The 14,038-nt window shown below is 33.1% G+C and carries 15 protein-coding genes; 2 read left to right on the top strand and 13 right to left on the bottom strand.

All coding sequences use genetic code 11. The features are described 5' to 3' along the window. Positions 1-5 precede the first annotated feature (5 nt). The 10 genes from AC2DGP_RS06305 to AC2DGP_RS06350 form a co-directional block, all read right to left on the bottom strand. Complete coding sequence (locus AC2DGP_RS06305; protein WP_484492166.1) at positions 6-779, bottom strand: Dph6-related ATP pyrophosphatase; 774 nt, start codon at positions 777-779, stop codon at positions 6-8. A 9-nt stretch (positions 780-788) separates the two neighbouring features. Beyond that, a complete protein-coding gene (gene rimO, locus AC2DGP_RS06310) occupies positions 789-2,099 on the bottom strand; it encodes a 30S ribosomal protein S12 methylthiotransferase RimO (protein WP_484492167.1) in 1,311 nt (436 codons plus the stop codon). Between the two features lie 125 nt (positions 2,100-2,224). Further along, complete coding sequence (gene ftsY, locus AC2DGP_RS06315; RefSeq protein WP_484492168.1) at positions 2,225-3,178, bottom strand: signal recognition particle-docking protein FtsY; 954 nt, start codon at positions 3,176-3,178, stop codon at positions 2,225-2,227. Positions 3,179-3,301: 123 nt separating this feature from the next. Then, on the bottom strand, positions 3,302-3,454 hold the full coding sequence (locus tag AC2DGP_RS06320) for a DUF4295 domain-containing protein (protein ID WP_300321342.1): 153 nt from the start codon (positions 3,452-3,454) through the stop codon (positions 3,302-3,304). An 8-nt stretch (positions 3,455-3,462) separates the two neighbouring features. Continuing rightward, entirely contained in the window at positions 3,463-3,645 is a 183-nt protein-coding gene (gene rpmG / locus AC2DGP_RS06325) for a 50S ribosomal protein L33 (RefSeq protein ID WP_152287890.1), read from the bottom strand. Between the two features lie 28 nt (positions 3,646-3,673). Further along, positions 3,674-3,910: a 50S ribosomal protein L28 gene (gene rpmB / locus AC2DGP_RS06330; protein WP_300321335.1), complete on the bottom strand. Its 237-nt coding sequence runs from the start codon at positions 3,908-3,910 to the stop codon at positions 3,674-3,676. Between the two features lie 76 nt (positions 3,911-3,986). Further along, positions 3,987-5,234, bottom strand: a complete 1,248-nt coding sequence (locus tag AC2DGP_RS06335; RefSeq protein ID WP_484492169.1) for a competence/damage-inducible protein A — start codon at positions 5,232-5,234, stop codon at positions 3,987-3,989. A gap of 326 nt (positions 5,235-5,560) precedes the next feature. Further along, positions 5,561-6,172: a fumarylacetoacetate hydrolase family protein gene (locus AC2DGP_RS06340; RefSeq protein ID WP_484492170.1), complete on the bottom strand. Its 612-nt coding sequence runs from the start codon at positions 6,170-6,172 to the stop codon at positions 5,561-5,563. 17 nt (positions 6,173-6,189) lie between these two features. Next, on the bottom strand, positions 6,190-7,062 hold the full coding sequence (purU, locus tag AC2DGP_RS06345; RefSeq protein ID WP_484492171.1) for a formyltetrahydrofolate deformylase: 873 nt from the start codon (positions 7,060-7,062) through the stop codon (positions 6,190-6,192). A gap of 42 nt (positions 7,063-7,104) precedes the next feature. Continuing rightward, the gene (locus tag AC2DGP_RS06350; protein ID WP_484492172.1) at positions 7,105-7,965 is read right to left on the bottom strand and encodes a 1,4-dihydroxy-2-naphthoyl-CoA synthase; all 861 of its coding nucleotides are present in this window, start codon (positions 7,963-7,965) and stop codon (positions 7,105-7,107) included. A 244-nt stretch (positions 7,966-8,209) separates the two neighbouring features. Here AC2DGP_RS06350 and AC2DGP_RS06355 point away from each other — a divergent pair, with 244 nt between their 5' ends. After that, positions 8,210-9,466: an alpha/beta hydrolase gene (locus AC2DGP_RS06355; protein WP_484492173.1), complete on the top strand. Its 1,257-nt coding sequence runs from the start codon at positions 8,210-8,212 to the stop codon at positions 9,464-9,466. A 21-nt stretch (positions 9,467-9,487) separates the two neighbouring features. Here the strand turns inward: AC2DGP_RS06355 and lpxB are convergent, their stop codons facing one another. From lpxB to surE, 3 genes are read right to left on the bottom strand one after another with little or no spacing between them, the layout of a single operon-like run. Beyond that, positions 9,488-10,597, bottom strand: a complete 1,110-nt coding sequence (lpxB, locus tag AC2DGP_RS06360) for a lipid-A-disaccharide synthase (RefSeq protein ID WP_484492174.1) — start codon at positions 10,595-10,597, stop codon at positions 9,488-9,490. Position 10,598: 1 nt separating this feature from the next. After that, the gene (locus tag AC2DGP_RS06365) at positions 10,599-10,883 is read right to left on the bottom strand and encodes a hypothetical protein (RefSeq protein WP_484492175.1); all 285 of its coding nucleotides are present in this window, start codon (positions 10,881-10,883) and stop codon (positions 10,599-10,601) included. 1 nt (position 10,884) lies between these two features. Further along, a complete protein-coding gene (gene surE / locus AC2DGP_RS06370; protein WP_484492176.1) occupies positions 10,885-11,655 on the bottom strand; it encodes a 5'/3'-nucleotidase SurE in 771 nt (256 codons plus the stop codon). Positions 11,656-11,894: 239 nt separating this feature from the next. Here surE and AC2DGP_RS06375 point away from each other — a divergent pair, with 239 nt between their 5' ends. Next, positions 11,895-14,033, top strand: coding sequence for a carboxy terminal-processing peptidase (locus AC2DGP_RS06375; RefSeq protein WP_484492177.1), 2,139 nt, complete (start codon positions 11,895-11,897; stop codon positions 14,031-14,033). Positions 14,034-14,038: the final 5 nt, after the last annotated feature.

A 14,038-nucleotide genomic window follows, 5' to 3' on the forward strand; every position in this document is an offset into this window, starting at 1 on the left:
CAAATCTAATCCTTTTTCAGCAATAAATCACAATACCAAAAGCCGGTATCCCAAGACGATTGATCTTTCTTTTCTTTGTAACAATTTTGGTCTTTATCCTTTGAGAAATTCCCACAATTATCATCTGAGGTATCCGTATTTGCTTTGTAGGTTCTAAGAACCTTTTCTCCAATTTCAAACGGAACTGGTTCGGAAAAAATTGGTCCATCAAAAACAAATGTGTGAAACTCTCCATTTTCACCACACACATCAACTTCATCAGGTAAATCAGCAATAAACTGTTCATTTATCTCTCTTCCTACAAAACTTTCATCCAAGAGTTTGGTATTTACACAAACTGTAATAGCCTTAAAACCTAACTCTAAAAACTCCTTCAACAAAGCTTTTGTGTCTTTTTTCCATAAAGGATATACACCTTCTATTCCAACCTCACTCAGTTTTTTATCCCTGTAAGCTTTTAAATCCTCTAAAAAAATATCACCAAAAACAGCATGTTTGTAGTCTGATTTTAAGATGTCCTCCATTGCCTCCTTCATGATTTTATCATATAAAGACATTGTCACATCTCCTGGAAAATGAATTTTCTTCAAAGGCAATCCAATCAACTCGGCTTGTTTGTCCAACAATTCCTCTCTAAGACCATGCATTGAAACACGGCCAAACTCTCCATTAATATTGGTCAATAATGTACCTATTTCAAAATCTTTTGCTTGCGTAATTTTATACAATGCCAACGCAGAATCTTTTCCGGTACTCCAGTTAAAATAGGCTTTTTTCATCTTTACAACTTAAACAGGCTCTCCGTATAAATCAAAATCTCCAGCTTCAGTAATTTTTACGTTTACAAACTGTCCAACTTGAACATAATGCTTTGTTGCATCAATTAAAACTTCATTGTCTACATCTGGCGAGTCAAACTCAGTTCTACCAATAAAGTAATTCCCGTCTTTTTTATCGAATAAACATTTGATCGTTTTACCAACCTTTTCCTGATTTAACTCAAATGAAATCTGAGATTGAATTTCCATAATTTCTGCAACTCGTGCCTCTTTCACATCTTCAGGCACATCATCATTCAACGTACCCGCATGCGTATTTTCTTCATGAGAATAAGCAAATGCTCCTAATCTATCAAACCTTGAATCAATCACCCATTGCTTTAATTCTTCAAAAATCTCTTCAGTTTCACCAGGATACCCAACTATTAAGGTAGTTCTAATAGCCATTTCTGGTACTTCCTTACGGAATTCGTTAATTAGATTTACTGTTTTTTCATGTGTTGTCCCACGGCGCATTGATTGTAAAATTTCAGTATTGATATGCTGTAGCGGTATATCCAAATAATTACAAACTTTAGGTTCATTTCTCATGACCTCTAACACGTCTAATGGAAACCCTGCAGGAAACGCATAATGCAAACGGATCCATTCGATGCCCTCTACTTTTACTAATTCTTTTAACAATCCCGCTAACTCACGCTTTTTATAAATATCTAACCCATAATAAGTCAAATCTTGGGCAATCAAAATTAATTCTTTGATTCCTTTCTCAGCCAATTTAGTAGCTTCAATGACCAATTCTTCAATTGGAGTTGATCTATGCTTACCTCTCATAATAGGAATTGCACAAAAAGAACAAGGTCTATCACACCCTTCTGCTATCTTTAGATAAGCGTAATGTTTAGGAGTTGTTGTCAAACGCTCACCAATCAGTTCATGTTTGTAGTCAGCTTCTAAAACTTTCAATAAATTTGGCAAATCATGCGTACCAAAATACTCATCCACATCAGGGATTTCTTTCTCTAAATCTGGCTTATACCTTTCACTCAAACACCCCGTAACAAACACCTTATCAACCAAACCTTCAGCCTTTTTTTCAGCATAATGTAAAATTGTATTTACAGATTCTTCCTTCGCTTTACCAATAAAACCACAGGTATTGATTACCACAATATTTCCATCATCATTAGCATCCTCATGCACAACTTCTTTGTCATTAGCTTTCAACTGTCCCATTAACACCTCAGAATCATATACATTTTTTGAGCATCCAAGAGTTACTACATTGATTTTATTTTGCTTTGAAGACTTCGTTCTCATTGATTTGATATTTTAGACTGCAAAAATACTCATTACAAATAAGATTTAAGACAATAATTATAGAAACCTATAAACAAAAAAAAGAGCGCCATTAGGCACTCTTTTATATTCACTTTATAAATTTTCTATTTAAAGAAAGAATCTACAAATTCAACTTTATTAAAAACTTGTAAATCGTCAATGGCCTCACCAACTCCGATATATTTCACTGGAATTTTGAATTGATCTGAAATACCAATTACCACTCCTCCTTTTGCAGTACCGTCCAATTTAGTTACAGCTAAGGAACTAACCTCTGTAGCCAAAGTAAATTGTTTTGCCTGCTCAAAAGCATTTTGTCCTGTAGAACCATCTAACACTAATAAAACTTCGTGAGGAGCATCTGCAACCACTTTCTGCATTACCTTTTTAATTTTAGTTAACTCATTCATTAAGTTAACTTTATTATGCAACCTACCAGCGGTATCAATAATTACAACGTCTGCATCTTGCGCAACCGCAGATTTTAACGTATCAAACGCAACAGATGCCGGATCTGATCCCATTTCTTGACGCACAATAGGCACCTCTACTCTATCAGCCCATACCTGTAGCTGATCAATAGCTGCTGCTCTAAATGTATCTGCTGCCCCTAAAACAACTTTTTTATCTTGTTTTTTAAATTGTGCCGATAACTTTCCGATGGTTGTAGTTTTCCCTACGCCATTCACACCAACTACCATAATCACATGAGGTTTGTTAGTTTCAGGAATCGAGAATTCAGTTTCATTACCAAGATTTGTTTCAGAAAGTAAACCTGCAATTTCTTCTCTTAGAATTTCGTTTAACGCATTGGTACCAACATATTTGTCCTTTGCTACACGAGTTTCAATTCTTTCAATTATTTTCAATGTTGTATCAACTCCTACATCTGATGCAATAAGTACCTCTTCTAGATCATCTAATACCTCGGCATCTACTGTAGATTTACCTGCTACTGCAGTGGTCAACTTTTCGAAAAAACTAGTTTTTGTTTTTTCTAATCCTTTATCTAAAGTTTCTTTTTTTTCTTTTGAAAAAATCTTTTTAAAAAAGCTCATAAAATAATGTTAGTGAATTCAATTTTCTGATTCGCAATTGATTCAAAATTACGTAATAATATTAAATAAGAAAAGCTACTTCCAACAAATTGAAAGTAGCTTTAAATATCTTATATAAGCAAATTACTTTTTAGCTAAAAAGTCTTTCACTTTAGAAGGATCCATAATTGCTTCAACAAATGTATAAGCTCCTGTTTTTGGAGATTTTACCATTTTGATAGCTTTAGACAATCTTTTCGAACCTGTCTGTAACGTTGCTACTGATTTCTTTGCCATGTCTTACCTTATTTAATTTCTTTGTGAACAGTCATCTTCTTCAAGATTGGGTTGAATTTCTTCAATTCCATTCTATCAGGAGTATTTTTTTTATTCTTAGTCGTGATGTATCTAGAAGTACCTGGTTTCCCAGTAGCTTTGTGCTCAGTACATTCTAAAATTACCTGAATTCTATTTCCTTTTTTTGCCATCTCTATATATAATTTATAAGAAAAAAGATTATTTTATAAATCCTTTTGCTCTAGCTTCTTTTAATGCTGCTGAAATACCAACTTTATTGATATTTTTTAATGCAGAAGTAGATATTTTTAATGTAATCCATTTATCTTCTTCTGGTATGAAAAAACGCTTTGTAATTAAATTAGCGTTGAATTTTCTTTTTGTTCTATTCAATGCATGAGAAACATTGTTTCCTACCATTGCTTTTTTTCCTGTAAGTTCACAAACTCTAGACATCTTTAAAACTCTTTTATTGTTATTTTCTAAACGAGGTGCAAATTAACGATTAATTCTAGATACCACCAAACATTTTTCAATAGTTTTTTATAATTTCTTTTCTTAAAAGTTCCAAAGCTTTGTTAGAACTTCTATGAATTACCTTTTCTCTTGGTTTTCCAAAATTAAACTCCTCTGAATAAACCCCTGAATTTGATGCTATTGCAACACAAACCACACCAACTGATTTATCTGTTTCATCCGTTGTTGGCCCGGCATTTCCGGTAGTAGCAATTGCATAATCCGTATTGTGTTTTTTCAACATGCCAAAAGCCATCTCTTCCGCCACTTGAGTACTCACTATTGAAAACTGTTCAATAGTACTTGACTGAACCTCTAATTCTCTAATTTTCATCTCTTTTGTATAAGCTACCAAAGAGCCTTTAAAGAAGGCTGATGCGCCAGGTTTTTCTGTTAATAAAGCAGTCAAATACCCCCCAGTACAACTTTCTGCAACTCCCAAAGTTTTATTACTATTCTTTAACAAAGAAGCTATAAGCTCTACGATACTTTGATCATCTTCATAGCCAACAATCAAATCCCCTAAGAGCTTTTGTAATTTCGCCACTTCCGTATCAATTGTAGTTTCTACCACTTCCTTTTCAAAACCTTTTCCTGAAATTCTTAATTTCACCTTCCCTGGTGATGGCAGATACGCCAAACTTAGCATCTCAGGTAGCTCCTCTTCCCATGTCTCTAATTTTTCTGCTAGAGCACTTTCTCCAATTCCGTAAGTTATAATCGTCTTATGTTGAATATAGGGCAGCGTAAATTTGTTTCTTAGAAATGGTAAAACTTGGTTTGTCATCAATCCCTTCATTTCAAAAGGCACTCCTGGCATACTGACAAAAATGGTTTCGTTTTCTTCGAAAAGCATTCCTGGCGCAGTCCCTAGTTCATTATGCAAAACCTTACACTTTGAAGGGACCAATCCTTGTAACCGGTTCAATTCTGAAAAAGGAATATTTCGTTTTGAAAACATACTTTTTACATGGTTTACTACCGCATCATTCAAAACCAATTCATCAGAGAAATATTTAGCAAATGTATGTTTTGTAATATCGTCTTTTGTTGGTCCTAAACCACCGGTTACCAAAACCACATCTACCCTATTCTGCGCAGCTTTTAAGGCGTTTAAAATATGCTCTTCATCATCTTGAATAGAGGTTACTTGGTACACTGATACTCCAATCTTATTCAATTCTTTGGCCATCCATTGAGAATTGGCATCTACAATTTGACCAATTAAAATCTCATCGCCAATGGTAATTATTTCTACTTTCAAATTCTATCCTTTTTTAGAGCTACAAAAATACAGAAGTCTAGTTCATTTATAGAACTTTACCTCAAGAAACTTCTTTAATATTAAGGCATTTTTCTTCAGTATCCATCTTAATTTTCAAGACAATTCAAAAAGTCTTTTTTTACTTACTTAAAACACACATGAGTATTCTAAAATTTATTTCTGCCAACATACATACTATTAAAAGTCTTTTCTTCAAAACCTCTCATTTGCAAATCAAAAGAAAACAAACAAAGTTTTGTAATATTTAGATACTCAAGCAAACAATTCCTTCAAAAAAAAACGCCTAACAGACGTTAGGCGTTTTTTTATTTTATTTTCACTTCAAAACTCTTTTTCCCGTTGAGCTCTCCAATTAAAATATCGTTTTCTGCAACAGCTCCAACACCGGCCGGTGTACCCGTAAAAATAACATCCCCTTTTTTTAAGGTTAAATATTGCGACACATATGAAATTAACTCATCAATTTCCCAAATCATTTCATTTGTATTTCCTTCTTGCACAGTAGTTTCATTTTTTTTCATAGAAAAAGGAAGATTCTGTAAATCACCTAATGTTTCTTTAGCAACAAATTCTCCCATCACGGCGCTTCCGTCAAAAGCCTTTGCTTTTTCCCAAGGCAATCCTTTTTCTTTACAACTTTTTTGTACATCCCGTGCTGTAAAATCTATACCTAATCCAACTTCATCATAATATTTATGAGCAAATTTAGGACTGATATGTTTTCCAACTTTGTTAATCTTTACCAAAACTTCAACCTCATAATGCACTTCATTAGAAAAAGTGGGAATAAAAAATGGCATCTTTTTCGGAAGTATTGCCGAATCCGGTTTTAAAAAAAACACAGGCTCTTCTGTTTTCTCATTTTTTAATTCTGCAATATGTTTTGCATAATTTCTGCCAATACAAATAATTTTCATCGCTTTAAATTTCGTTTTTACTCACCAGTCATTGGAAAAACAATTGCCTTGTTTCCATCCACAATTATCTGATTGTTTAAATGACAACCAACGGCTCTAGCCAAGACCATAGTCTCTATGTCAGCACCTATCTTTTTCAAAGAATCAGCAGAACTTTCATGAGTTACCCTTTCTACTCCTTGTTCAATAATAGGTCCTTCATCTAACTCTTCTGTTGCATAATGTGCGGTAGCTCCAATTAATTTAACACCACGTTCATAGGCCCTCCTATATGGATTCGCTCCTTGAAAAGCAGGTAAAAAAGAATGATGGATATTAATTATTTTGCTAGGATAATGATTTATAAAATCATTCGTCAATATTTGCATATAGCGTGCCATCACAATTAAATCAATCTGATTGCTATCGAATAATGAAATTAAATCTCTCTCCTGCTCTTTTCTCGTTTCCTTATTTACTGGTAAATAATGAAAGGGAATTCCAAACATATCTGCTACAGGCTTTAATTTTTCATGGTTACTAACCACCATTTTCACATCACACAGTAGTTTACCTTCTTTATGTCTATGTAACAAATCATATAAATTATGACTTGTATGCGATACCATAATAGCTACCTTTTGCTTTTTACGCCCATAATCAACACTCCATGTTATTTGATAGGCCTCTGCCAAACGAGCAAAACGTTCTTCTAACTGATCTTTACTCAATACAACCGAGGCATCAGAAGCCACTCTTAATCTCATAAAAAATAGTTGTTCTTCCTCATTTGTATATTGCTGAGAACTTACAATATTAAATCCTTCTTGATAAAAAAAGTGAGTCAATTTGGCAATAATCCCTTTTTGATCCGGACATTTAATTAAAAATGTAACTATTTGTGGTTTCATTTATTTTAGCCTTTAGTTTTGTTAAGTATTAAGATTTTATTCTTACACTATATATTTTTTATCGAAGTTAGGTTTCCTTTTTTCTAAGAACGCATTTCGTCCTTCTTTTGCTTCATCTGTCATATATGCCAAACGAGTTGCTTCACCCGCAAAAACTTGCTGACCAACCATACCATCATCTGTTAAATTCATCGCAAACTTCAGCATTTTTATAGACATCGGTGATTTTTCCAGAATTTCTTGAGCCCACTCATAGGCCGTATCTTCTAACTCATCATGAGGAATAACAGCATTAACCATTCCCATTTCATAGGCATCTTGTGCTGAATAATTTCTTCCCAAGAAAAATATCTCTCTTGCTTTTTTCTGTCCAACCATTTTGGCTAGATAAGCAGAACCATAACCACCGTCAAAACTAGTAACATCCGCGTCAGTTTGCTTAAAAATAGCATGTTCTTTACTCGCTAACGTCAAATCACAAACCACATGTAAACTATGACCTCCACCTACTGCCCAACCAGGAACTACAGCAATCACAACCTTAGGCATAAAACGGATCAAACGTTGTACTTCAAGAATATTCAAACGATGCGAACCATCTTCTCCAACATATCCTTTATGACCACGTGCAGATTGATCTCCACCTGAACAAAAAGAATATACTCCATCTTTTGTTGAAGGACCTTCTGCAGACAATAAAATAACACCTATATCATTATCTTCTTGAGCATTGTAAAACGCATCATACAATTCAGAAGTTGTTCTTGGGCGAAACGCATTTCTCACATTTGGTCTATTAAACGCAATTCTCGCAACGTTGCCAGATTTATTATAAGTAATATCAGTATATGCTTCTCCTAAATGGCTTGAAGGCTTTACAGGTTGCCAATTTGCTTGTGTCATCTCTCTTATATTTTGGATGTAAATATATAACTATTGAAAAAAACAGGGAAAGCTTTGGATTAAATTTTATAACATGAACTGTTTCTCAAAAACATTTTCATTTTTTCTTCGTTAACATAGTATAATATGTAAATTTGTCACCATCGAATGCTAGTGACGAAAAACTTTTTAAATTGATTTTCTGTCACAGCAAAAAACGAAATATGTTGTACATTCGAAAACAAAAACTGCGATGCCTTCTTTTATGAAAAAAAACATTCTCTTTTCTCTATTTTTATTTCTTTCATTAAAATTTTTCGCTCAAGAAATAACTGCAATAGACATTCATAGTACTTATCTGAATGAAATAAAAGTTGTTAAAATTTATATTCCAGAAGACTACAAAGAAAGCAGACAGCGTTATCCTTTAACGTTGGTCATTGATTCAGAAACTCTTTTTGACTCCTATGTAGCCGACGCAAAACTGTTTTCAAAAAACAAAGCCGTTCCAAAACAAATCATTCTTGGAATAACCCATTTTGCAAATTCTAATAAGTCGAGAGATTATGGTTTTAACATCCTCAACAGTTTTCCACATGAAAACAGTATGAATACTTTAAATTTCATCAAAGAAGAATTAATTCCAAGAATTAAAAGCGAATATAGAATTGCCTCTTTTAAAACGGTTGTAGCAAATGATTTAACGGCAAACTTTATTAACTATTTTATTTTTGACAATAAACCGTTATTCACTGGTTATATCGCAATCAACCCAGACCTTGCTCCGGACATGCCTGAATACATGAAAAACTACGCTGGCCAGATTAAGGGAGACGACACTTACTATTATATGTCTCATGGAAATAATACAGAACAAAAAAAACTCGAAACCATCAACGCTACGGATGTTGGAATGATGGGGGTTTCTAATGTTTATTTCAATTATCGATTTGAGAATTTTAAAAAGACAAATAATTTAATAAGCACCCCACAGGCAATTGCAAGTGCGCAGGAATATATTTTCTCTATGTATTCTCCTATTGACGATGAGGAATTTGAAAAAAATATTTCCTATTTATCTCCCCTTGCTGCGATGGAATACCTACAGTATAAATACGAAAACATAGAATATTTATTTGGAGAAAAAATTCCGATTCGCATTGATGACTTTGTACGCTTAGAATCTATAGTTCTAGACCAAGAAGAAGGAAAACATTTATTAGAATATGGAGAATTGGCTTTGAAAGTTCACCCTACAAGTCCACTTGGAAATTATTATAATGGTCAGTTTTATGAAAAATCTAAAGAATATGACGAGGCCTTATTGGAATACAAAAAAGGTTATGCCAAAATACATGAAAGCTCTCCGAAAAGCATAGGATATTTTATGAACATAAAAAGGGTATTATCGCTTCAGAAACTTGAAGAAGAAGCGCTGAACGAACCAATTACAGAAGAAGAATTAGAAGAAGAAGATCCTATTGAAAACGATGAAGTTACAGAAGAAACGGGGACAATATGACTGAGCCAGAAAACGAATAATTTACTTATTCAATTCGTAAATCATTTTTGCTACCTTGGCTGAAGCCCCCGCACCACCAAGTTTTTCTTCAAGAATTGTATAATTGTTTAACAATTCATCTCTGGTTGTACCACCGATTATTTTTTCAAATTCTAACTTTAAATTTTTCTTGTTAAAATCGTTCTGAATCAACTCTTTCACAACTTCTTTATCCATAATTAGATTAACCAAAGAAATAAACTTTAGTGTTATAATTCTTTTTGCTATTTGATAAGAGATATTGCTTCCTTTATAACATACTACTTGCGGAATTTTAAACAACGCTGTTTCCAGCGTTGCCGTACCTGAAGCTACTAACGCTGCTTTAGAAACCGATAACAAATCGTAGGTTCTGTTTGTGACAAAACTTACATTTTCAGTTTTAATAAACGTTTTATAAAAGTCAAAATCTTGACTTGGCGCACCGGCAATTACAAACTGATACTCTTTATAATCCTCCACTAGAGATAACATTACAGATAACATTTTTGTAATCTCCTGTTTTCTGCTCCCCGGCAACAAGGCTATTATTGGCTTTTCGTTTAATTTATTTTCTTCTCTAAAACTTTTATCATCCATCAATTTCCTATCAGCAATTGCGTCAATTAATGGGTGACCTACAAAATTTACATCATATTGATAGGTATTGTAAAATTCTTTTTCAAAGGGTAAGATCACAAACATATGATCAATATCTCTTTTAATATCAATTACACGCTTCGCTCTACTTGCCCAAACTTGAGGAGAGATATAATAATTAGTTTTATAACCTTGTTGCTTTGCCCATTTGGCAATTCTTAGATTAAACCCAGAATAATCAATAAAAATCAATGCATCCGGTTGATACGCCGCAATATCATTTTTACAAAATTTTACATTTCCTAAAATTGTGGAAAGATTCATTAAAATCTCAACAAACCCCATAAAGGACAATTCTTTATAATGCTTCACCAAGGTACCTCCAACCCCCTGCATTAAATCACCTCCCCAAAATCTAAATTCTGCATTCGGATCTTCTTTTTTCAAAGCCTTCATCATATTAGATGCATGTAAATCTCCTGAAGCCTCCCCAGCGATGATGTAATATTTCATATTATATAAATTTTGTAAATAAGGTAATCAGCGCAGTTAGTATGGTTGCTAATAAAACTCCTTTAGCCCTATTCTCTTGATTCTTTTTTAAATACACAAAAAACACAAAAATATTTGCCACGGCTCCTAAAGTAATAATTTGCCCATACAAATCACCATCTTGAATCATTTCCCATGTAGTTATGAAATCATATTCTGAAAATAATTCCACATACAAATACACTCCAGATAATGTTGCAAACACAGCTACAAGAAATCCGATAAGTACTTCTTTTTGTTGTCTCATGCTACAAATCCCAATTATTTAATTTTGCGATAAAATGATGTGCTGTTAAATCAAACTGAACAGGTACAATGGAAACATAATTATTTTCCAATGCAAACTCATCCGTATCCTCTCCTCCATCTAAATTTTCAAAAACTCCTGTCAACCAATAATATTCCTTTTTCATTGGATTCACACGCTTGTCAAACTTTTCATTCCAATTTGCTCTAGCTTGCCTCGCTATTTTTACCCCCTTGAACTTTTCTTCTGTAATTTTCGGGAAATTTACATTCAGCACAACTCCATCGGGCAAACCATTTTCTAAAACATTCTTGGCGATTTTTGCAACATACGGCTCAAGACCATTAAAATTTGCATCCCAATCATAATCCAACAAAGAAAAACCGATAGATGGCACTCCCTCTACACCTGCCTCTATTGCAGCACTCATAGTCCCCGAATAAATAACATTTATAGATGCGTTACTTCCATGGTTTATTCCAGAAACACATAAATCAGGCTTTCTTTTCATCACCTCTTTGATTCCAATTTTAACACAATCTGCAGGCGTACCAGAACAAGTATACTCTTCCACTCCCGATAGCTCTGATTTCATTTTTGTCAAATACAAAGTCGCGTCTAAAGTAATGGCATGTCCTTTACCACTTTGTGGTGTATCTGGTGCCACTACAACTACATCCCCTAAAGTTGTCATCACCTCAATTAACTTGCGAATTCCAGGTGCAGTAATTCCATCATCATTTGTTACTAAAATCAAGGGTCTATCAGCCATAAAAATATTTTAACAGCACAAATTTACTACAATTTTACAGGACAACAGATTGAATATTTAACATTTTCTAAAGATTAAATGCAACGCGTATTTTGTACTCTTGTATTCACAAGGTTGAAACTTATCAAATTCAATCATATTTTTCAGCATTTTAGCGTTTGATTACAAAAATTGAATGTATCTTAGTAGTTGCGAAATTCTGAAAGAGAAATTTACATTACACATTAAAATTCAAGCATTTGAAAAAATATATTTTTAGTCTTAAAAGAAAAGTACAAATTTTAGGAGCTCTTGTTGTTTTAACAGGAGTTTTAGTAGGTTTTACTTATGAACCAACAACAAACCCTGACCCTAAAAAAGACAAGGTACTCGTTGGAGTTTTGCGGTATATCTTAAAAAATGGTCACTATGAACCTAAAGATATTGATGATGAGTTCTCTAAAGCAGTTTATACAAAATTTATAGATGAAATGGATCCTGTAAAAAGGTATTTCATAAAAAGTGATATTCATGATTTTGAACAATTCAAATATAAAATAGACGATCAACTAAAACGAGAAGATTTAAGCTTCTATACGTATGTTATGGAGCGTTTTGAATTGCGTTTGGAAGAATCTAGAACTTATTACAAAGAAATTTTATCGCAACCTTTTGATTTTGACAAAAAAGAAAAAATTGAAATGAATTATGATCAAATTGATTTTGCTAAAAACAAAAATATGCTGATTGATTCATGGAGAAAGCAAATGAAATTTAATGTACTGAACCGTTTGCAAACTTTAACCGTAATCGAAGAAGACAAGGCTAAAGAAGATAAAAAATACAAAAAAAGAGATTTTAAGACTTTAGAAATTGAAGCTAGAGAAAAAACCTTAGAAAACATTAACGATTTTTATGAGCGAATTACTGAATTAGACCATACAGATTGGTTTTCAACTTTTGTAAATTGCATGGTAGAGGAATTTGACCCTCACACCACCTATTTTGCTCCAAGAATAAAAGAACAATTTGACATCAATATATCTGGAAAGATAGAAGGTATTGGAGCTAGGCTACAAGAAAAAAATGATTACACAAAAATTGTGGAACTAATTTCTGGAGGTCCAGCTTGGAAACAAGGTGATTTAGAAGTTGGAGATATTATATTAAAAGTAGCACAGAAGGATTCTGAAAGTGTTGATATTGTAGGGATGCGTCTGGATGATGCTATCAAGTTGATCAAAGGAAAAAAAGGTACAGAAGTTATCTTAACCGTAAAAAAAGTAGACAATTCTATCCAACAAATCACTATTGTGAGAGATGTTGTTGAATTAGAAGAAACTTTTGTAAAATCAAGTATCGCGATCAAAGACGGTAAAAAGTATGGGGTAATCAATTTGCCTAAATTTTATATAGATTTTGAAAATCCAAATGGAAGAAATTCTGGTTCGGATATGGAAAAAGAAATCGAAGCACTGAAAAAGGAAAATATTGATGGCTTATTAATTGACCTTAGAAATAATGGTGGTGGATCTTTAAAAACGGCTATAGATATTGGAGGGTTGTTTATTGAAAAAGGACCAATCGTTCAAGTAAAATACAGAGACAATAAACCTTCTGTAAAAAAAGATTCAGATTCTGACATGCAATGGGACGGTTCTTTAGTGATTTTGGTAAATGAACTTTCTGCATCTGCCTCGGAAATATTAGCAGCAGCTATGCAAGATTACAAAAGAGCGGTAATTATTGGAAGCAAGCAAACTTATGGTAAAGGAACCGTACAAAATGTAATCCCACTGAACAAATATTACAATTATCCAGATGATTTAGGAGCTGTAAAATTAACAATTCAAAAGTTCTACAGAATCAATGGGGGATCTACTCAATTGGAAGGTGTAAGATCAGATATCACTATGCCAGACAAATACAGCTATGTTGAAATTGGAGAAAGAGATCAAAAAAATCCACTTGGCTGGGATAAAATAGCTAGAGCTAGTTACGAAGAAATGGATTTCTACAAAAATTTTGATGAAGTTATCAATAACAGTAAAAATAGAATTTCCAAAAACAAGGAATTTAACAAAATCAATGAGTATGCTATCTGGCTAAAAAACGCTCAAGACAATAATACATTCTCCTTAAATTTTGACACCTATTTAGAAGAAGATAAAAAACATCAATCTGAAATAGATCAATTTAAAGATGTTTTCAAACATGAATCAAAATTAAAATTTAGATCGCCAGAGAAAGAACTACCACTTATTGCTAAAGATAGTTCCTTAGCTGCCAAAAGAGAAGCTTGGCATGAAAACTTAACGAAAGACATCTATATTGATGAAGCTTTGAAAGTGTTGAGTGAATTGGAACCTAAAAAAAACAATCTTATTGCTAAAAAATAAGATTT

The organism is Flavicella sp. IMCC45537 (assembly GCF_057197705.1).